Here is a 20,368-nt window from a genome sequence, read left to right on the forward strand (position 1 = left end):
CCGGGCCGTGCCGTCCGGGGCAGCCTCCGTCGCTGGGGCGGCGCGTCGTGAGCGCGGCTTTTTGGGTGGGTTGCGTTGGGTGGGCGCCCGCCGCGGCCAAGCCCCTTGACGCTCCGTCGGCAACCCCGGACGTCCCACCGCGTCCCTGTGCCCCGCCGGTCGAGCTTGTCGAGACCATTGCCGCACCCCGTTGCTCGAGCCTGTGCGCCGTTTGGTCGACCTGTACGTCGTTGGTCGAGCCTGTCGAGACCTTGCCGCACCCCCGCTGGTCGAGCCCGTGCGTCGTCGGTCGAGCTTGTCGAGACCAGCTCTGATCCGCGGGGCAAGGTCTCGACAGGCTCGACCACCGGGATCCTGTTCTCGAACCCATGGCATCCCCGCCGGTCGAGCTTGTCGAGACCCCCGCCCCCTCTGGTCGGTGTGGTGGGCGTGCCTGTGCCCCGGGAGAGCGTGTGTTCTCCCGGGGTGGGCGGGTGGTGCTGTTCGGCAGGCGCTGTTTGTGACCCGGTGGTGCTCAGCTGAGCTCAGCGGGTGGCGGTGGTGTCGTGGGTGCCTTGGGGTGTGACCAGCCAGGTCCTGCCGTGCTGGCTGGTCCAGATATACGTTCCGTCCCTGGCCCGGCGATAACGCCACCTACCGTGGGTTTTCATCAGGTGGTGACGTCGACACAACGGCGCCAGGTTCTCGGGGCGGGTTTGTCCGGGTGGGCCACCCTCACCGGGTGGTTGGTAGGGGTCGATGTGGTCGAGGTCGGCGTCCCAGCTGGAGCGTTCACAGTTGGGATACACACAGTGTGGGTCACGTAGTCGGACGAGGGTGTCCATCCATTCGGGTGGATCATGACGATCCACCGCATCGGTGCGGTTCAAATCCACGACCGGGGTGATGGTCGCAAGCGAACCGTGACGGGTGATCCAGCCTCGTAGTTGGCTGGTGAGGACCTGCCCCAACCGGTCGGTGGACGTGATCCCGTCGCCGTCCAACCCCAACTCGTGGGGGTCGAGGCCCAACGCGAACAGGTCCGCAAGGTTGACGTGGGCCATCACCCGCAACCCACGCCGACGTCCGAACGGCCCCGGTGTCGTCACCAACCGACCCGGCTTCACCCCGACCCCCGGCTCGCCCAGCACCGGGTTGCCCAGCACCGACTCGCCACCCGCCGCCACAACGGCGGACGAGGCGCTGCCGGTGCCGTTCTCGCTGTCGTCATCAATGAGGGTGGTGTAGTCGAGGGTGGGTTGGTCGGTGTCGTCGGTGAGCCGTCCGATCGCCTTCGCACGACGCTGGTTCACTGTGTCGGTGTCGCCCAGACGCCGCAGGGTTTCGGCTTCGTGGTTGAGGAGGTCCAGGAACCGGGTGAGATCCAGCGAGTCACCAACAGCTTGGAGCTCCGAGGTTCCTGCAACACCGCCGGCTCCTTCTTCGTGTCCGGCGTGGGGGTGGTGCAGCCACACACCCCAATCAGCCTTCCCCCTCGGCATGGCGGGGTCTTTGACGAGGTCGGGGTGGAACTTGGCGATCGCCATCGCCAACCACTTCTCAATCGTCGGCCACCCGGTGAGGCCGGTGGCGGCGAGGTGGTCGTCGAACCACCGTGCCGCCTCATAGGACAGTTTCCTGGTGAGGAGGGCGACGCGACGGGCGTTCCACCCCGGCACCTCCAGGGCCTCGACCTTCGCCCACAACAGAGGCAACCGGTGCACCAGGTCCAACGCGTCGGCGACCAGGGAGAACCCAGCAGCACGCGACATCCCGGCCGATGCGGCGAGTTCCTCGACCGCGAACAGGGCGATGTCGGGGGTGCCGTCACCCGAGATCCTGTCCTCACAGTCGGTGGGAAACAGGGTCTCGTCACCCACCACCGCCTTCGGGTGCTCCGGAGACGGCGGGTGCATGATCGCCCACTGGTAGGCGAGGCGGAGTTTGCTGCGGATGGCTTTCAGCTCGACGATCCGGTTCTCGGCGAGGAAGCCGAGCAGGGTCCCGCCATCGAGGTCAGAGACCTCGTACGGCTGGTGGCGGGCGTCGATTTCAATCATGAAACCAGTCCAACATTTGGCTCCGACACAACCCGGCGATCACGAACTCAACCTGTGGACAACCACCACCCGGGCTGCCGCGCTGCCGGAACGAGGTCTCGACAAGCTCGACCAACGGAGTACAGGCTCGACCAGCGGGGTGGGCGGCGCGAGGGGTCTCGACAGGCTCGACCTCCGGGGGTGGGCGGCGCGAGGGGTCTCGACAGGCTCGACCAACGGCGGAGGGGTGGCTCGCGCTCGTCGACTGATACGAGCAACGACACAGGCCAGCAGGCAGGCCAGGGCGAGCCCGGCGGTGAGCAAGGTGAACCACGTGTCACCGTGGTAGAGGATCGGGTGCCGGTGAAGACCAGCCCGGCGAGCATCCATCCGTAGCCGCGCACCCGGGCCAGGCGTGCCTGGCGGACGAAGACCCAAGCCACGCCCACGCCGACCATCCAGGGAACCATCACCGCGCTGTACATCAGGCCCTCGATGCCGCGGGGAGGACGCGGGAACTCCCGCCCGTACCTCTCTCCGAAGTAGCCGTATTCGTAAGCCTTGTGGACGTCGATGGTGGTCAGCCGGTGGTGGTCCCAGAACACCCCGATGTCTATCCCCAGGAATACCGCGCCCACCAAGGCGCCGAGCCCGAGCAACCACAGGCTCGCTCGCCGCACGGGTGTCCACGGCGTGGGTCCTCGGTAGGCACCGCCACGCGTCTCGACCTCGTCACGCAACGCCGTCAGCGCCACTTCGTTGCTGAACGATGCCGAGACGGTGTTCTTCTCCGCACCCACCCCAACCGAGTGCCACTCGAACATTTCCCCGTGGGTGGTCGCGCCGAGGTCTTCGAGCGTTCGGGCCGTGACCACGGCAACCCTCCGGGCGCCGAGGTCGCCGAGTGTCATCCGGTACTCACCGACGACCTTCACCTTGACGTCGACACCGAGCAGGTTCTTGGCGAAACGGCGACCGGCCTCCTTGCTGGTCTCACCGGACCGGATCACCTCGTGGGGCAGAGAAGCCACGCGGTCATGCGGGCCCCGCAGCAGGAGGGCCTTGCCATCACGCACGAAGACGAGCAGGACCAATTCCGCCGGCACCTTCTCCGGCGCACGTTTCCCGGTCACGCAACCTCCACGTCAGAGCGCCCGCGACATCTCAGCGCAGGCCTGCAGCCACGCGCTCCTCGTCTCCTCCGACAGCTGGTCGTAGTGCAGCACCGAGCCGGCCACCAGTGCCGGGTCGTAGGGGATCCGGAAGACACCGCGGGTGCGCTTGCCATAGACCTCGACGAGGTCCTTGGCCAGTTGCGCATCCACGTTGGGCGACGGGTCGGCCAACACCGTCACGGTGCGGTTGAAGAGGTCCTGATAACCCGCATCCGCCAACGCGTCGAGCATCCACAGTCCGCTGTAGCCGGTGTCTTCACGGACCGTGCAGGTGACCACGATCAGGTCGGCTGTCTCAGCGGCTGCCAGCCAGTTCTCCGCACGCAGGTTGTTGCCGGTGTCGACGAGGATCAGGTGGTAGAAGCGCTCCAGCAACCGGTGCACAGCAGAGAAGTCACGCGCCTTGATCGTGCCGGTGACGTCGGCCCGCTCGTCGGAGGCAAGCACGTCGAAGTGGGCGTCGCCCTGGCTGCGCACGAACGCCCCGAGGTCCCCGATGCGCGACTCATAGACGTCACTGAACCGCTCGAGGTCATCGAGCAGCTCGCGCGTCGTGTTCTGGTGGTTGGCCTGCTCACCACGGATGCCGAGGGTGCCGCGGGTCTCGTTGTTGTCCCACGCGACCACACCGCCGCCGCGCACCGTGCCGAACGTGAAACCCGCAGCCAGCACACTCGTGGTCTTGGCCGCTCCGCCCTTCGGATTGGCGAAGACGATCGTGCGTGGCCCCGAGAAGGAACGTTGTACGGCGGCGCGCGCCTCCCGGTGGGCCCGTTCCTTCGGGCCCATCTTCGGCTTGACGAGGCCGAACGTTGCCCTGCGGAGCTTGCCGCGCCAGCCCCAGGTCGCGGGACCGTGGTCGATCGACCGGTGGCGACCCTGGAGGAAGTCCTGCGCCGTGGGCAACGGCTCCGGGGCGGGAGGTGCGGCCGGAGGGGCCGGCGGCTGTTCGAGATACTGCTGCGGGGCTGCGCCATGCGCTGAGGCACGTAGGGCTGCTCCGGCACCGGCTGGACGGGAGCGATCGGCTGCCCAGTCCACGGGTCCCACTGTTGCGCCGGCCCCTGGGGCGCCTCGGGTTGCGCAGGAGTGTCTCGCGGCGTCGACTGGGTGCTCATCTTCAACACGTCCAGCTGCTCGGCCGGCACCTCACCTTCCGGCCGTGGCGCATCGGCCACGGGGCCCGGTTGCACCTCCCACATCTGCTGCCCTTGCGTGCTGTGACGGCCGGCGCCGGGATGAGTGGGCGGATTCTCCGGCGGGTGCTGCGACATGGTGCTCCTCGCACGACGTGGCGCCTCCCCGAGTAGGACACGCCTGCGTGGCGCGCGTACCCACCACGACGCTCGGCAAAACCCACGACCTCGTTGTCTGCTACTTGGTCACGCGTCCGACTACGCTGCCCCCATGACCTCGACAGGGGTGGCGCCCACCACACTCTCGCGGCGTACCCGCTTCGGCTACGCCACCGGCTCGGTGGCCACGGGCGCCTTCGGGACGGTGCCCGGACTGATGCTGCTGCCGTTCCTCACCGACCAGCTTGGCGTCGCTGCGCTCTGGGCCGGCGTGATCGTCTTCCTGCCGAAGGCGTGGGACGTCATCCTCAACCCGATCGCTGGCCGCATCAGCGACCGCACCGTCGACCCGCGCGGACCCCGCCGCCCCTGGCTGCTGCGCGGAGGCATCACCCTCGCGATCACGTTCGCGGTGATCTTCGCGGGGCCCGAGCTCGGCTCCTCCACTGCCGACGCCCTCTGGGTGCTGGTGGCGTTCCTCGCCTGCGCATCGGCCTACGCCTTCTTCCAGGTCCCCTACGTCGCGATGCCTGCGGAGCTCACCTCCTCCTACGACGAGCGCACCCGGATGATGTCGTCCCGGGTCGCCGTGCTCGCCTTCACGATCCTGCTCGCCGGCGCCAGTGCCCCCGCGATCCGCGACGCAATCGGCGGCCGCGACGGCTACCGCGTGATGGGCGTGCTGATGGCGGCGCTCATCCTCGTCGGCGTGATCGGCACGTACGTCGGCACTCGCGCCCCGACGTACCCGGCGGTCTCCGCGGGCCAAGCTGGCCTGCGCGACCAGCTGCGGATCGTCGCCAAGGTGCGTGACTTCCGGCTGCTATTGACGACGTTCATCGTCCAGGCGCTCGCCGTCGGGGCGATGCTCGCCGGCGTCGACTACCTGGCCGGCGACGTGCTGGAGAAGACGGGGGCCGCGACGGTGCTCTTCATCTGCTTCGTCGGGCCAGCGCTGGTGCTGACTCCCGTGTGGGCACGGTTCGGGACGCGCTTCGGCAAGCGCCGCGGCTACCTGACGTCGTCACTGGTACTGGCCACCGGTGCCGTGTTCGTCTTCTCGGCGCTGTGGGCGCCGAACTGGGTGGTGTTCGTCGCGGTCGGCGTGGTCGGCGTCGGCTACACCGGTGCGCAGGTCTTCCCGATGGCGATGCTGCCGGATGTCGCCGCCACCGACGCGCGACTCCACGGCGAGAACCGGATCGGCGTCTTCACCGGCATCTGGACCGCGGGTGAGACCCTCGGCCTGGCTGCCGGACCGGGTGTCTTCGCCGTGCTGCTCGCCCTGGGTGACTACCGCTCGTCCACCTCGGGAGGCGCCGACCAACCCGACTCCGCCGTCACCGCGATCGTCCTCGGGATGTCGCTGCTGCCGGCCGCCCTCATCCTGTTGTCCCTGTGGTGGCTGTCGCGTTATCGCGACACGCACGATCCCGACCCCGTTCACCCCGACCGCTCCATCGAGGAGGCCCTGTGAACTCCGACGTCCTGGCCCGGCTGGCCAAGCTGCAGGAAGCAGACCTGCCCGTGCTGGGCGGTCGCACGCTCGCCTACGTGTACGACTCCGGCCTCGCCGAGGTCGATACGCTCGGCCGCGCTGCCGTGGCGGCCTACGCCGGCTCCAACGGGCTCGACCCGACGGCCTTCCCGTCGCTGCTGACGATGGAGAACGACCTGGTCCGCTTCGCCGCCCCGCTGCTCGATGCCCCCGACACGGTCGTCGGGTCGGTGACCTCGGGCGGCACGGAGTCGGTGCTGCTCGCCGTGCAGGGTGCGCGCGACTCGCGGCCCGACATCGACCGTCCGACGATGGTCATCCCAGCGACGGCACACGCTGCCTTCCACAAGGCCGCGCACTACTTCTGCGTCGAGCCGGTGATCGTGCCGGTCGGTGACGACTTCCGCGCCGATGTCGCCGCCATGGCAGCAGCCGTCGACGACCGCACCGTGCTCGTCGTGGCGAGCGCTCCGTCGTACGCCCACGGGGTCATCGACCCGGTCACCGAGATCGCATCACTCGCCCAGGAGCATGGCATCCGCTGCCACGTGGACGCGTGCATCGGTGGCTGGGTGCTGCCCTACAAGGCACGGCTGGGGCGCGACGTACCGCCGTGGACGTTCGCTGTCGAGGGGGTCACGTCGATCTCGGTCGACCTCCACAAGTACGGCTACGCGCCCAAGGGGTCTCGCTGCTGCTGCACCGTGATCCGTCACTGCGGAAGCCGCAATACTTCGCCAGCGCTGCATGGCCGGGCTACACGATGCTCAACTCGACGATGCAGTCCACGAAGTCGGGCGGCCCGCTCGCCGGTGCCTGGGCGGTGACCCAGCGTCTGGGCCACGAGGGCTACCGGACACTGACTGCCGACGTACTCGAGGCCGTCGATCGGATCGTTGCCGGCGTCGCCGACATCCCCGCGCTGTCGCTGGTCGCGACGCCCGACTCCACGCTCATCGCCTTCTCCTGTGACGAGACCTGCGACCCCTTCACGATCTGCGACGAGTTGGCGACCGCCAAGTGGTACGTGCAGCCGCAGATGGCCTTCGCCGGGCACCCCGCCACCGTCCACCTGTCGGTGAGCGCTGCCACCCTCAGCGGGGTCGACGACTTCCTCGCGGCCCTGCGGGCTGCGGTTGAGCGCGCCGTGGCCGCCGGACCGGTGCAGGTCGACCCCGACGTGGTCGCCTTCATCGAGGCCCTCGACCCGACCGCCCTGACCGACGCCGACTTCGACGGCCTCCTCGCTGCCTCCGGCCTCCTCGGTGGCGCCGGGACCGAAGGCCGTGCCGACGCAGCGGGCGTCGAAGGCGGCCCGGACGGATCCGCCAGCCTGCAGTTGCCCAGCCGGATGGCCGAGATCAACGCCCTCCTCGACGTCGCCGCCCCGGCCATGCGAGAGGCGCTCCTCATCGCCTTCCTCGACCGCCTCCAGCGCCCCTGACCCGCGAACCTTCACTCAGAACACGCGAACCTTCAGAAATGTACGGTGATCCTGCAGCAGTCCGTCACCGAGGAGAATCACCATGGCTCATCACCGTCCACACCGCTTGAGCTGCACACTGGCGCTCCTGCTCGCTCTCACCCTGGTGACACCAACCGGCCCCGCAGCCGCAGCGCAGCGCGCCCAGCCCGGCAAGTACGCCGGCAACGTCCTGGATGCCGGGAAACCGAGCAAGAAGGAATACGTGAGGTTCACGGTCAAGGGGCGGCGGGTGGTGAAGCTCAAGGGCCGCGTCTGGGTCCACTGCTACACCTACCCATCCACCTACACCCAGCTTCCCGTCGTCTTCACGATGCCCAAGGCCAAGATCAAGAGGAACAAGATCGACAAGTCGTGGAAGACGAAATACAAGGTGGACGGCGAGTCCTACACCTTCACGGGGCGGGTCAAGCTCTCGTTCAAGAAGCGGGGCAAGGTGTCGGGCCGTCTCTCGGTCGACTTCGCCAACTGCGCCAGTCGACTCGGTGACCCGCCGTACTGGGTCAAGCTCAAGGCCAGGAAGCGCTGATCCGCTGCCCGGATCCCGCGAACCTGCAGTCAGGCCTCACGCCACCCCGGGCGCCAACCGCCAGTCGACCGGCGTACCGCCCTGCTCCTCCAACAACCGGTTGATGCGGCTGAAGGGCCGCGACCCGAAGAAGCCACGAGAGGCCGAGAGCGGCGAGGGGTGCGCCGACTCGACCCACGGGATCGGCCCGAGCATCGGCTTGAGCGACTGCGCATCGCGCCCCCAGAGGATCGCGGCGAGCGGCCCGCCACGCTTGGCGAGAGCAGTGATCGCCTGCTCGGTCACGGGTTCCCACCCCTCCCGCGGTGCGACGCCGGAGCGCCTGGACGCACGGTCAGTGACCTGTTGAGCAACATGACGCCCTGATCGGCCCATGCGGAGAGGTCACCGTGCGCCGGCGTCTCGATGCCCAGGTCGGTGCGCAACTCCTGGTAGATGTTCGTCAGGCTGCGCGGCAGCGGGCGTACGTCGGCGCCCACCGCGAAGCTCAAACCGATGGGATGGCCGGGGGTCGGGTAGGGGTCCTGGCCCACGACGAGCACCTTCACCTCGGAAAGCGGGCGCTGGAACGCGCGCAGGATCTGGTCACCGCGCGGCAGGTAGTCGTGCCCGGCCGCGATCTCTTCGCGGAGGAAGACGCCCATGCGTGCGATCTGTTCCTCGACTGGCGCCAACGCCTCGGCCCAGTCCGCGGCCACGAGGCCCTTCTCCACCAGATCGGCAAGCGTGCTCATGGGGAGAGCCTAGAACCTCTCCTCCATGGTTGAAGTTTCAATCAAAATGAGGCATCATGGAGTCATGGCCGAGACGACCCCCACCCCCAGCGACCGGATGCCCGCTCTCTACATCGGTCACGGAGCACCTCCGTTGCTCGATGACCCACTGTGGTCGGGCCAGCTGGCTGCCTGGGCCGCTCGCCTCCCCCGCCCGAAGGGGATCCTGATCGTGAGCGCCCACTGGGAGTCGGCCCCGCTGAGCCTCACTGCTTCCGAGGCGCCCCTCGTCTATGACTTCGGAGGATTCGCAGAGAAGTACTACCGGATGACCTACACGACGCCGGACTCCACGGCGCTCGCTGCCAAGGTCGCCTCACTCATGCCCAGGACCGAGCCGGTCCACCAGCACACCTCCCGCGGTCTCGACCACGGCGCCTGGGTGCCGCTGAAGATCATGTACCCCGCCGCCGACATCCCCGTCGTACAGATGTCGCTGCCCACGCACGATCCCTACAAACTGCTCGGCATCGGCATGCGCCTGCGCGCCCTGCGCGACGAGGGCATTCTCGTCATCGGCTCGGGCTTCCTGACCCACGGCCTGCCGTTCCTCACCGACTGGTCGCTCGACGCCAAGGCCCCGACCTGGTCGAAGGAGTTCGACCTCTGGGCCGCCGAGGCGATCAGCAAGGGCGACGTCGATGAGCTCGCCCAATTCAAGCAACGCGCCCCGGGCATGCCCTACGCCCACCCGACCGTCGAGCACTACAGCCCGCTCTTCATCACCCTCGGCGTGGCCACCAAGAGCGACGAACCCGCCGACCAACTGGTCGACGGGTTCTGGATGGGGCTGTCCAAGCGCTCGCTCCAGGTCGCCTGACCCCCTGAAATCACCGATCGTCCCTAACAGATTTGTAGTTTTCCAGCCAGAAATCTACAAATCTGTTAGGGACGATCCTCCAAGAAAGACGGAGGCGGGTCAGCGGATCCCGAGCTTGCGCATGATGCCCAGGCCCTTGATCTGCTCCTCGACGTTCTTCTCGAAGGGCTTGTCGTCGGGGACCTGCATGACCTGCTTCTTGAGGATGCCGACGTTCTGGCAGTCGGTGTACTTCAGCAGGCCCTGGTCGCCGTGGCGAGCGCCGACGCCAGACTGCTTGACGCCACCTGACGGCGTGCCCTTCGACGCGTAGGCCGTCGCGAGGATGTCATTGATGTTGACGTTGCCCGATTCGATGCGCTTGCCGACCCGGATCGCGTTGTCGAGATCCGAACCCCAGACGCTGGCATTGAGGCCGTAGTCGGTGTCGTTGGCGAGCCCGATGGCCTCGTCCTCGGTCTGGTAGCGGTGCAGCGCCACGACCGGGCCGAAGGTCTCGGTCACGCCGGCCAGCATCTCCTTGGTGACCCCCTCAAGGATCGTCGGCTCGAAGAACGCCGGCCCGAGGTCGGGGCGCTCCTTGCCACCGGTCACGACGGTCGCGCCCTTCTCGACGGCATCCGCGACGTGCGAGGCCACGCGGTCCTTGTGGTCGACACTGATCAGCGAGCCCACGTTGGGACCGAAGTCGTACGCCGCCCCCACGACCAGCTTCTCGGCGGCTGCCTTGAAGCGCGCCTTGAAGTCGTCGTAGATCGAGTCATGGATGTACATCCGCTCGATGTGCATGCAGATCTGGCCGGTGTTGCCGAAAGCACCGAAGAGTGCACCCTTGACCGTGTCGTCGAGGTCGGCGTCGGGCAGCACGATCATCGGGTTCTTGCCGCCGAGCTCGAGGCAGGCACCGATGAGGTTGCGGCCGGCCCGCTCACCGATCACGCGCCCGGTGTTGGTGGAGCCGGTGAACATCACGTAGTTGGCGTTGTCGATCAAGGTCGGCCCCACGTCGGGGCCCTCCCCGCAGACCACCTGGAAGAGGCCCTTGGGCAGGCCAGCCTCCTCCAGCAACTGGACGCCGAAGAGCGGCGAGAGCGCCGTCTTGTTGTCGGGCTTGACCACCACTCCGTTGCCGGCGATCAGCGCCGGGATCGCGTCGGAGATGCCGGTGGCAAAGGGGAAGTTCCACGGCGCGATGATGCCGATGACCCCCTTCGGGATCCGCACCTCCTGCGACGAGGAGACGACCGGCACCGGCCCCGCGTGCTTCTTGGTGGCGAGCACCTTGGCTGCACGCTTGAGGTAGTAGCCGGTGACCATGGGTACGTCGAGGGTCTCCTCGAACGCCATCCGCCGGGCCTTGCCCGACTCGACCTGGATCAGGTCGACGATCGTCTCGTTGCGCTGGAGCACCAGCGAGTGGAACTTCTTGAAGACCTTGAGGCGCTGCTTGAGCGGCGTGGCCGCCCAGGCCTTCTGCGCCCGACGGGAGGCTGCGAAAGCGGCTTCGATGTCTTCGGGCGACGACTGGGGCAGCTCAACCAGCACGTCACCGGTGTAGACCTCGGTGAGCTTCCAGGTGTTGCCGGTCGTTCCCGGCACCCGGGAGACCAGCTTCTGCAGGAACTCCGGCGTGACGGAGGTGGGACGCTTCAGTTCGGTGACGGTCATCAGAGTTCCTGCCCAAGCACGATCGCGCCGGCCATGTCGCCGATCATCATCGACGGCGCGTTGGTGTTGCCGCCGATGATGGACGGCATGATCGAGGCGTCGGCGACGCGCAGGCCTTCGACGCCACGGACCTTGAGCTCCGGGTCGACCACGGCTCGCTCGTCGACGCCCATGCGTACCGAGCCGACCGGGTGGTAGACGGTGCTGACACGTCGCAGCACCTCGTCCTTGAGCTTGTCGCCGGTGTAGGACGGTCCGGGCTCGTATTCCTCCTTGACGTGCTTGGCGATCGCGGAGTCGGCCATGATCGCGCGGATCATCTCGACGCCCTCGAGCAGCACCTTCAGGTCGTCGGGCTCGGAAAGCAGTTTCGGGTCGATGATCGGCGCTGCGAGCGGGTCCGCACTGGCCAGGCGCACCGTGCCGCGCGACTTCGGCCGGATCAGCGTGGAGAAGGCCGACAGCGAGGGGCGTTTGTCGGGGCTGAGCCGCACCGGCTCGTCCTGGAAGGGCGGGTAGGACCACGGGATGGCGAAGAGCTGCAGGTCGGGAGCGGTCGACTGCGACAGGGAGGTGTGCAGGAAGGCACCCGCCTCGAAGACCGAGTGCGCCAGGAAGTTCGAGCCCGGCTTGAAACGATCCTTGAGGATGCCCTTGCCGAAGTAGAACGGCGTGCTGCGGTGCGGCGAGTTGTCGACCGAGTAGGTCATCGGCACGAACAGGTGGTCGTGCAGATTGTCACCGACCGGCAGGTCCGCGACGACGTCGATGCCGTGGCCGCGCAGGTGCCCGGCCGGACCGATCCCGGAGAGCATCAGGATCTGCGGGGAGCCGAAGGCGCCAGCGGCGAGGATCACCTCGGTGCGCGCCTTCACGATGCGGCGCTGACCGCCCTCCTCGATGACCTCGACGCCCGTCGCCCGGCCGCCCTCGATGACCACACGGGAGACCGTGCCGCCCTGCTGCACCTCGAGCGTCGGCAGCTCCTGCCCGGTCAGATAGCCGCGCGAGGAGCTGAATCGGATCGCTTTGCTGGTGTTCTCCTGGATGACGTGCATGCCATCCTGGCTCGCCCCGTTGTAGTCGGGGTTGACCGGCACGCCCAGCGCCGAGGCACCGGCCTCGATGAACGTCTTGGCCGCGTCGCAGATGTCGGGGTTCTCGAGAACCTTGATCGGACCGCCCTTGCCACGGTAGTCGCTCGCGGGGCCGGCCCAGTCCTCCATGCGCTTGTAGGACTTGAGGACGTCGGCATAGCCCCAGCCCTTGTTGCCCTCGGCCTCCCAGGAGTCGAAGTTCTCCTTGTTGCCGCGCACGTAGATCATGCCGTTGACCGAGCCGGAACCACCCATCACCTTGCCGCGCGTGGCGACGAGGCGGCGGTCGTTCACATGCTCCTGCGGGCTGAGGTAGTAGCCCCAGTCGAACTTCTTCTTCAGCTTCGGCTCGCTGTGGATCATCGTGATCATCCCGGGCCGCTTGAACATGATCGACTTGTCGGGACCACCGGCCTCGATCAGGATCACCTGCTTGCCGGCTTCGGCGAGGCGACCGGCCAGGGCACATCCCGCGGACCCGGCACCGACGATGACGTATTCGGCCTCGTTCGAGTAGGGCTTCTTGGCCATGCTGCTACCTCTCCAGCTCCCGGGTGTGGCACACCCCACACCAATCCCGCCAACTGTAACTTGTTCTACTTTGTGGTTACAAGACATACCGACCGACGGTATGGAACTGATTTCCGGTCCGCGCCGCGTCTTCGCCCGGGCCGGTGGGAGACTGTCGGCGTGAAGGTGCTCTCCATCCAGTCCTCGGTCGCCTATGGCCACGTCGGCAACTCCGCAGCGGTCTTCCCGCTCCAGCGCCTCGGTCACGAGGTCTGGCCGGTCCACACGGTGAACTTCTCCAACCACACCGGGTACGGCGCGTGGCGCGGTCCCCTGATCGCGGCGGAGGACGTGCGGGACGTGATCACCGGCATCGAGGAACGCGGCGCGCTCGCCGAGGTCGACGTCGTACTCTCGGGCTACCAGGGGGGCGAGGCGATCGGTGACGTCATCCTCGACGCGGTCGCCCGGGTGAAGGCGGCGAATCCCGATGCGGTCTACGCCTGCGACCCCGTGATGGGCAACGCCAAGAGCGGCTGCTTCGTCAACCCCGCCATCCCGGTCCTGCTGCGCGAACGAGTCGTGCCGGCAGCCGACATCATCACGCCCAACCAGTTCGAACTCGGTTTCCTCACAGACCGCGAGCCAAGGACCCTCGCCGAGATCCTCGAGGCAGCCGACGCCGCTCGCGCGATGGGCCCGAGCACGGTGCTGGTCACCAGCGTCGAGCAGGCCGAGCGCCCGGCCGACACCATCGAGATGCTCGCCGTCACCCCCGACGGCGCCTGGATCGTGCGGACTCCCCTGCTGCCGATGAAGGCCAACGGCTCCGGCGACGTGACCGCAGCACTCTTCACCGCCCACTACCGGTCCAGCGGCGATGCCGGCGACGCCCTCGCCCGCACCGTCTCGAGCATCTTCGACCTGCTGCAGAACACGCTCGACGCCGGCTCGAAGGAGCTGTTGCTGGTGGAGTCGCAGGAGGCCTACGCGCACCCGCGGCTGCAGTTCCAGGTCTCACGGGTCCGCTGACGCCCGCAGCGTTCGACCCCTGATCCCGTCGGAGCCGGAGACAGGATTTGAACCTGCGACATCCTCTTTACAAGAGAGGCGCTCTACCACTGAGCTACACCGGCGCATCGCGGTGACCGCGACGAGCAAATCCTAACCGGAGCGTTGAGCTCACAGGTCCGCGGTGGTCGTCAACGCCGACAGGGGCACCCAGTCGTCGACGTCGAAACGGCCGTTCGTCTGCAACGTGACGTTCTGCAACCCCGACGGCTGGCCGTTGCGGATCGTGAGGAGGGTGAACTGGGCAGAGCGCCTCAACTTGCTCCCCACCGCGACGGCGTACGCCGCTCCCCGGACGTCCCGTTGGTGTAGGTGTAGCCCACCCGACCGTTGATGCCGGTGATCTCGTCAGGACCGGTCTGCACGTGCACGTGGCCGGCGATGACGAGGTCAGCACAGCCACGCGCAAGTGCGTCGCTGCCCATGTCGTCGTCGTGCACCATCACCAGGTTGACCCGTTCCTCCTCGGCGCAGGCCACGTTGCCGATGCTGGCGGAGACATCGCCGACGGTCTGCTCGACCGCGTCGCGCCAGGTGCCGAGACCGCTGGAGCGCGGGTCGTTGCGGGCGATCATCCGCATCCCGCCCGGGCCGTCGAACGCGTCGTGCTCGGCACCCTTCCAGCCTCGCTGCTCCAGATAGGTGCCCACGAAGGTGCCGTGGTCGTGGTTGCCCTGGACTGCATAGCGGTCGTAGTCCTTGAACGCGCTGTCGAGCGAGTCGAGGGAGAAGGCCTCCCAGGCCTCACCCGTCGACGTGTCGTCACCGAGGTCGAGCACGGCGGTCGCACCCGCGTTGTCGGCGACCGTACGGATCACCTTGTCCATGCCGATGTTGTCGTGTCGGTCGGAGACGATGACGGCGACGGTCTCGCCTTCCTGCTTCTCCCGGACGACGACGTCCTCGGCCGCCGCGACCGCGGCCTTGTAGAAGTTCTTGCTGCGGTCATAGGTGTCGACCGCGCTCATCAGCAGCTTCCGGCTGCCGGTGCTGGTCGCGGTCACTGCCACCTCGACCCGCGCTGCCTCGGAGGGCACGTTGAGGGTGGGCAGGAACTCGGGCAACGTCTGCCAGTCGACGTTCCTCGCCTGGATGGCCGTGTCGTCGGCCCAGGGCCGGACGCCCAGCACCACCACCAGAGCCACGACGGCGAAGGCTGCCGACCAGCCGGTGATCATCCGCTTGAGGAAGGTCCCCCCGAGCAGCTGATAGCGCCGCTCGCGGCCGATGAGCAACCACAGCATCGGCGGCAGCAACGCCACCAGCGCAGCCTGGCCGGCAGACGTCAACGCCAGTTGGAACAACGCATCCTTGACGTGGTCGATCTGGGCATCCGGCTGGCTGGCGATGAACGCGTAGCGCTCCACCATCGCTTCGGGTGTCGCTGCCTCGGTCTTCCCCAGTTGCAGGTCGACGCCGATGAAGGAGTCCGACGGCATCCGCAGGTCCGGCAGGTAGGGCCCGGTGTGCACCGTGACGAAACGGTCCGTCGTCGGCGACACCACGGTGTCGTGCGAGGCGACCGGGACGACCGTCGACGAGTTGAAGAAGAAGACGATCGACAACGGCACAGCCACGATGAACCACGTCAGGCCGTAGCGAGCGGCCTGACGGACCCGGGGCCGGCGCCACCACGAGGTCATGCGTCAGCTCCGGGCCTGCGCCACCGAGTAGAGAGCGATCGACGCGGCGACACCGGCATTGAGCGACTCGAGTTCGGCAGCCATGGGGATGGAAAGGAGTTGGTCACAGGTCTCGCTGACCAGACGTCCGAGGCCCTTGCCCTCGGAGCCCACCACGAGCACGAGCGGACCGGTGGCCAGCTCGAGGTCGGGCAGCGACACGTCACCGTCTGCCGCCAGGCCGACCACCATGCAGCCGGCCTCCTGGTAGGCCTTCAGCTGGCGGGTCAGGTTGACCGTCTGCGCCACCGGAACCCGAGCGGCGGCACCCGCAGAGGTCTTCCACGCCGACGCGGTCATGCCCGCAGCACGACGCTCCGGGATCAGGACGCCGTGGGCACCGAAACCACCCGCGGAGCGGATGATCGCGCCGAGGTTGCGGGGGTCGGTGACCTGGTCGAGCGCCACGATGAGCGGCTTCTCGCCCCGCTCCGCCGCCAACGCGAGCAGGTCGTCGGGGTGGGCGTACTCATAGGCTGGCATCCGCGCCGCGAGGCCCTGGTGGACCGCACCCGCGGTGAGCCGGTCGAGCTCGGCGCGCGGCGCCTCCAGCAGGCTGATGCCCTGCTCGGCCGCCAGCTCGAATGCCTCGCGCAGCCGACCGTCGCGCTCGGCTCCCTCGGCGACGTACAACGTGGTCACCGGCATGTGCGAACGCAGCGCCTCGACGACCGAGTTGCGCCCGGCGACCCACTCGGAGTCGCCGCCGCGCGACGGCTTGCGGGGTCGGCGCGCGCCCTCCTTCTCGACGCGCTTGGCTGCCTTGTGGGCCTGATGGTAGGGACGGTCCTTGGCCTTGGGCGTGGGGCCCTTGCCCTCCAGACCACGGCGGACCCGGCCTCCGGATCCTGCCGTCGGGTTGCCCTTGCCGCTCTTGCGAATGGCGCCCTTGCGCTGGGAATTGCCGGCCATCAGTGGCCCTCTCCGTTGATGCTCCATTGGGCCCCGGACGGGGTGTCCTCGATCGAGATGCCAGCCGCCTTGATCCGGTCGCGGATCGCATCGGCAGTGGTGAAGTCCTTGGCGGCGCGAGCCGCCTGACGCTGCTCCAGCAACCCGGCGATGAGCTCGTCGACCGCTCTCTCCAGGTCGGCGTCATCACCACCGGTCGCGAAGGCCGGGTCCGCCGGGTCGAGGCCGAGGACGTCGAGCATGGCCCGTACCTTGCCCGCCACCGTTGCAGCGCCGTCGCGATCACCGTCGCCGAGGAGCTTGTTGCCTTCACGCACGTGGTCGTGGATGACGGCCACGGCCGCCGGGGTGGCCAGGTCATCGTTCATCGCGCCCACGAACGCCGCAGGAAGCTCGGCGCTGATCTCGGCGGGGGCTCGGTCGAGGAAGTGTTCGATGCGCCGGAACCCGGCCGCCGCTTCATCGAGTGCCTCGAAGGAGAACTCGACGTGGGAGCGGTAGTGGGCCGCCACCATGTAGAAGCGCAACTCGATCGCCCGCACTCGTTTGAGCACCTCGGGCACCAGCAGTGAGTTGCCCAGCGACTTGCTCATCTTCTCGCCAGCCGTGGTGATCCACGCGTTGTGCATCCAGTAGTTGGCGAAACCGTGCCCGGCGGCGCGCGACTGCGCCTGCTCGTTCTCGTGGTGCGGGAAGCGGAGGTCGAGTCCACCACCGTGGATGTCGAAGGCCTCGCCGAGATACTTGCCGGCCATGGCGGAGCACTCGATGTGCCAGCCGGGACGGCCACGGCCCCACGGGCTCGCCCAGGACGCGGTGCGGGGCTCGGACTCCTGCTTCCAGCCCTTCCACAGCGCGAAGTCACGGGGGTCGCGCTTGCCACGCGGATCGGCGTCGGCAGCCGCCTCCATGTCGTCGACGCGCTGTCCTGACAGCTCGCCGTACGCCGGCCACGACCGGACGTCGAAGTAGACGTCACCGGAGCCGTCGGCCGCAGCGTAGGCATGACCGCGCTCGATCAGCAGCTCGATGAGCTCGATCATCTCCGGCACGTGGCCCGTGGCGTTGGGCTCGTAGGTGGGCCGGGCGACGTTGAGCAGCCCGTAGGCACGGGCCAGCTCGGCCGCCATCTCGTAGGCGAGGTTGTACCAAGGACGTCCCTGGTCGGCTGCCTTGGCGAGGATCTTGTCGTCGATGTCGGTGGTGTTGCGGATGAAGGTCACCCGGTGACCGGACGCACGCAGCCAGCGCTGGAGCACGTCGAAGTTCACACCCGAGCGGATGTGACCGACGTGGGGCTCCGACTGCACGGTCAGCCCGCACAGATAGATGCTGACCTCGCCCTCGCGCAGGGGCACGAAGTCGCGCACGGTGCGGGTGGCAGAGTCATGGATGCGGAGCGTCACTCGGCAATCCTAGGTGGAAACCGTGGCCAGACCCGAACCCGCGTCGTCCGGGGTCAGACGCCGTAGCCGCCGTCGACGTCGAGCTTCTGCCCGCTGATGAATCCGGCGCGCGACGAGGCGAGGAAGCAGACCGCCTCGGAGATGTCCCGTGCCCGGCCGAAGCGCGACAGCGGGATGTTGCGTCGGGTGATCTCCAAGGCCTCTTCGTCCAGGTCGCCGCTACCGATCAGCCGCTCGGCCATGCCGTCGGTCAACATGCCCGGGCCGACCGCGTTGACCCGGATGCCGAAGCGTCCCTCCTCCGATGCGAGACCACGCACGAGCGCCTCGACCGCGGCCTTGGGCGCCGAGGAGAGACCGTCGCGTTTGGGGTGGCGGGCGGTGCCCGCCGTCGTCACCGCGACGATCGATCCCTGCGACTCGCGCAACGCCGGCAGGGCGGCATGGACGACCGTGAAGAAACCGAGCGTGTCGTCGCGCAGTTGCTGTGCCATCTCGTCGGGGGTCACCTTCGACAGGTGCACCATCGGCACGTGCGGACCCGCGGCATGCACCAACGTGTGCACTCCGCCGTGAGTCGCGATCACCTCGGAGACCACGCGAGCCGCGCCCTCCGCGGAGGTGACGTCGAGCTGGTGGCTCGATCCCGCGCCGTACGCCGTCACGTCGGCCAGGGTGCGCGCTGCGGCATCGCTGCCACGACGGTAGGTGAGGGCGACGGCGCTGCCCCGCTCGGCGAGGAGCCGGGCGATGTCGGCACCGAGGCCGCCGCTGCCGCCGATGACGAGTGCGGCGCCGGTGGTGGGGAATTCGGTCTGCATGGACGCAGTCTGGCGCATCAGGACACGAAGAACTCGACCTCGTGCCACCCCGTGGCACCGTCAGGACGGACGTCGGTGACCACGCCGGTCTGCTCCTCGCCGTCACGTGTGATCGCCCTCACCCGTGCCTCGTGGTTGCCGGAGCCGAGTTCGACGCCGATCTCCCACTGCACCCACGTGTCCGGGTTGGGGACCTCGGCGATGCGCGCCGTCATCCACGGCCCGCCGTCGACGGCGACCTGCACCTCGGCGACTCCGCGGCGGGGTGCCCATGCAGTTCCCCCAGCTGCACCACTCCGGCGTCGAGCGACTGCCCGGCAGTCGGGACTTCGATACGGGAGCCGGTCTTGACCGGCCCCAGTTCAGCGAAACCGCGTCGGGTGGCCTCGCCCTCGGCAAGCTCGAACGTGGTCACCTCGAGGCTGGTCAACCACTTGCACGCCGACACGTGTCCGAAGAGGCCGGGCACGATCGTGCGTACCGGGTAGCCGTGCTCGATCGGGAGTGGCTCGCCGTTCATGCCGACCGCGAGCATCGCCCCGCGGGAATCGGTCATCGCAGCGAGCGGCGTGACGCACGTCCAGTTCTCGACGGAGGTCTGCAGCACCGCGTCGGCACCCGGCAGCACCCCCGCCTCCTTGAGCAGTGCTGCGACCGGCACCCCACTCCACCAGGCCGTGCCGATCTGGTTGCCGCCCACGGGATTGAGCACACTCGCCAGCGTGGTCCACGAGCTGACGATCTCCCGCTCGATCAGCTGCTGGTAGGTGAGCTCGACCTCCCGCTCGACCATGCCGTGGATACGCAGCCGCCATTCGGTGAGTTCCACCGCTGGCTCGACCAGCGCCGTGTGCTGCACGAAGAAGTCCTCGTTGGGAGTGCGCCACGGCCCCACTCCCGGGACCCCCACCCGCCATGCTGCGGGTGGCGTCTTCGCCTTGATCGGAAGGTTGAGCAGTCGGCGGGTCTCGTCGACGTGGCGCAGGCGGCGTCCGAACTGCCCGCCCCGCAACCACAACCACGTGCCGCCCAGGCCGAGCACCGCCGTACGCGCCACGAAGTCCCGGCGCCGCAACCGAGTGCGGGCAGCGACCTGCTCGGGATCCTGCTTCTCCATGGGTTCGCGCGCGGCCAGGTGGCGCTGCAGCGGTCCGAGGACGAAGGAGAGCACCACGATCCACGTCGCGGCACCGGCCACGACAGGTACGGCGGTGACCACCGACATGCCGTAGTTGCCGAGCATCGCCAGCACACCCACTGTCCCGACTGCGACCTGCAGGACGACGGGCTGCCACCAGCCGCGCCTCCCGAGCGCGCCAGCGGTCACGCAGATCCCCGCGAACAACGCGAAGAAGATGATCGTCAGCCACGGTTGGATCACCTCGGTGGCTGCGACCTCGGAGGCGCCGGTGTCGCGGTTGCCCAGCAGGTTGACGACCGTGTCCTGCAACCAGCCCGGCGTGCGATCAGCTGCGAACTCGCCCGCTGACACGAAGGGGTTGGGGCGCAACGTGAGTCGCATGGTGAGGGCATGCGCGACTGCGATCCCGGCCACTCCCGCGACAAGACCGGCCACCGGCCATGCGGCACGCTGCATCCTCACGAGCCCA

18 protein-coding genes, 1 tRNA gene and 1 pseudogene are annotated in these 20,368 nt (G+C 68.2%); 6 read left to right on the forward strand and 14 right to left on the reverse strand.

The features are described 5' to 3' along the window. Positions 1–524 precede the first annotated feature (524 nt). Genes L1066_RS20640 through L1066_RS20650 form a run of 3 tightly spaced genes read right to left on the reverse strand, consistent with a single transcriptional unit; the run spans position 525 to position 4,234 of the window. On the reverse strand, positions 525–2,039 hold the full coding sequence (locus tag L1066_RS20640) for an HNH endonuclease signature motif containing protein (protein WP_235738124.1): 1,515 nt from the start codon (positions 2,037–2,039) through the stop codon (positions 525–527). A 47-nt stretch (positions 2,040–2,086) separates the two neighbouring features. Beyond that, on the reverse strand, positions 2,087–3,151 hold the full coding sequence (locus L1066_RS20645; protein WP_235738126.1) for a hypothetical protein: 1,065 nt from the start codon (positions 3,149–3,151) through the stop codon (positions 2,087–2,089). A 12-nt stretch (positions 3,152–3,163) separates the two neighbouring features. After that, on the reverse strand, positions 3,164–4,234 hold the full coding sequence (locus L1066_RS20650; protein WP_235738128.1) for a MinD/ParA family ATP-binding protein: 1,071 nt from the start codon (positions 4,232–4,234) through the stop codon (positions 3,164–3,166). A 366-nt stretch (positions 4,235–4,600) separates the two neighbouring features. Here L1066_RS20650 and L1066_RS20655 point away from each other — a divergent pair, with 366 nt between their 5' ends. The 4 genes from L1066_RS20655 to L1066_RS20670 all read left to right on the forward strand — a co-directional run bounded on the left by L1066_RS20655 (position 4,601) and on the right by L1066_RS20670 (position 7,998). Then, on the forward strand, positions 4,601–5,965 hold the full coding sequence (locus L1066_RS20655; protein WP_235738129.1) for an MFS transporter: 1,365 nt from the start codon (positions 4,601–4,603) through the stop codon (positions 5,963–5,965). After that, a complete protein-coding gene (locus tag L1066_RS20660; protein ID WP_235738131.1) occupies positions 5,962–6,813 on the forward strand; it encodes a pyridoxal phosphate-dependent decarboxylase family protein in 852 nt (283 codons plus the stop codon). The genes L1066_RS20655 and L1066_RS20660 overlap by 4 nt, the downstream gene beginning before the upstream one ends. Then, complete coding sequence (locus L1066_RS20665) at positions 6,765–7,430, forward strand: hypothetical protein (protein WP_235738133.1); 666 nt, start codon at positions 6,765–6,767, stop codon at positions 7,428–7,430. The genes L1066_RS20660 and L1066_RS20665 overlap by 49 nt, the downstream gene beginning before the upstream one ends. Positions 7,431–7,512: 82 nt before the next feature. Next, a complete protein-coding gene (locus L1066_RS20670; RefSeq protein WP_235738135.1) occupies positions 7,513–7,998 on the forward strand; it encodes a hypothetical protein in 486 nt (161 codons plus the stop codon). A gap of 36 nt (positions 7,999–8,034) precedes the next feature. Here L1066_RS20670 and L1066_RS20675 read toward each other — a convergent pair. Then, positions 8,035–8,732: pseudogene (locus tag L1066_RS20675) on the reverse strand (uracil-DNA glycosylase). Between the two features lie 64 nt (positions 8,733–8,796). Between L1066_RS20675 and L1066_RS20680 the strand changes: the two are divergent. Further along, positions 8,797–9,591, forward strand: coding sequence for a dioxygenase family protein (locus L1066_RS20680; RefSeq protein WP_235738136.1), 795 nt, complete (start codon positions 8,797–8,799; stop codon positions 9,589–9,591). A gap of 99 nt (positions 9,592–9,690) precedes the next feature. On the opposite strand, the gene L1066_RS20685 is transcribed toward L1066_RS20680, so the two are convergent. Next, a complete protein-coding gene (locus L1066_RS20685; RefSeq protein WP_235738138.1) occupies positions 9,691–11,259 on the reverse strand; it encodes a succinic semialdehyde dehydrogenase in 1,569 nt (522 codons plus the stop codon). Further along, positions 11,259–12,887: a GMC family oxidoreductase gene (locus tag L1066_RS20690; RefSeq protein WP_235738141.1), complete on the reverse strand. Its 1,629-nt coding sequence runs from the start codon at positions 12,885–12,887 to the stop codon at positions 11,259–11,261. Before L1066_RS20690 ends, L1066_RS20685 begins: the two co-directional genes overlap by 1 nt. Positions 12,888–13,046: 159 nt before the next feature. On the opposite strand from L1066_RS20690, the gene pdxY reads away from it, so the two are divergent. Then, positions 13,047–13,898, forward strand: a complete 852-nt coding sequence (pdxY, locus tag L1066_RS20695) for a pyridoxal kinase PdxY (protein ID WP_235738147.1) — start codon at positions 13,047–13,049, stop codon at positions 13,896–13,898. 32 nt (positions 13,899–13,930) lie between these two features. Here pdxY and L1066_RS20700 read toward each other — a convergent pair. The 8 genes from L1066_RS20700 to L1066_RS20735 form a co-directional block, all read right to left on the reverse strand. Continuing rightward, positions 13,931–14,002, reverse strand: a tRNA-Thr gene (locus L1066_RS20700). Between the two features lie 46 nt (positions 14,003–14,048). Beyond that, positions 14,049–14,207 (reverse strand): hypothetical protein, encoded by a 159-nt coding sequence (locus L1066_RS20705; protein WP_235738149.1) that lies wholly within the window; start codon positions 14,205–14,207, stop codon positions 14,049–14,051. Further along, entirely contained in the window at positions 14,192–15,580 is a 1,389-nt protein-coding gene (locus tag L1066_RS20710) for a metallophosphoesterase family protein (RefSeq protein WP_235738151.1), read from the reverse strand. Before L1066_RS20710 ends, L1066_RS20705 begins: the two co-directional genes overlap by 16 nt. 3 nt (positions 15,581–15,583) lie before the next feature. After that, on the reverse strand, positions 15,584–16,531 hold the full coding sequence (gene rlmB / locus L1066_RS20715; protein WP_235738153.1) for a 23S rRNA (guanosine(2251)-2'-O)-methyltransferase RlmB: 948 nt from the start codon (positions 16,529–16,531) through the stop codon (positions 15,584–15,586). Continuing rightward, the gene (gene cysS, locus L1066_RS20720; protein WP_235738155.1) at positions 16,531–17,937 is read right to left on the reverse strand and encodes a cysteine--tRNA ligase; all 1,407 of its coding nucleotides are present in this window, start codon (positions 17,935–17,937) and stop codon (positions 16,531–16,533) included. The genes rlmB and cysS overlap by 1 nt, the downstream gene beginning before the upstream one ends. 53 nt (positions 17,938–17,990) lie before the next feature. Continuing rightward, positions 17,991–18,758 carry an SDR family NAD(P)-dependent oxidoreductase gene (locus L1066_RS20725; RefSeq protein WP_235738156.1) on the reverse strand — a complete coding sequence of 256 codons (768 nt, stop codon included), beginning with the start codon at positions 18,756–18,758 and terminating at the stop codon, positions 17,991–17,993. 17 nt (positions 18,759–18,775) lie between these two features. Continuing rightward, complete coding sequence (locus tag L1066_RS20730; protein ID WP_235738163.1) at positions 18,776–19,003, reverse strand: molybdopterin-binding protein; 228 nt, start codon at positions 19,001–19,003, stop codon at positions 18,776–18,778. Further along, positions 18,970–20,355: a molybdopterin-dependent oxidoreductase gene (locus L1066_RS20735; RefSeq protein ID WP_235738229.1), complete on the reverse strand. Its 1,386-nt coding sequence runs from the start codon at positions 20,353–20,355 to the stop codon at positions 18,970–18,972. Before L1066_RS20735 ends, L1066_RS20730 begins: the two co-directional genes overlap by 34 nt. Between the last annotated feature and the right edge of the window lie 13 nt (positions 20,356–20,368).

The sequence above is a fragment of the Nocardioides alcanivorans genome (assembly GCF_021555175.1).
In the GTDB taxonomy this organism is placed as follows: domain Bacteria; phylum Actinomycetota; class Actinomycetes; order Propionibacteriales; family Nocardioidaceae; genus Nocardioides; species Nocardioides alcanivorans.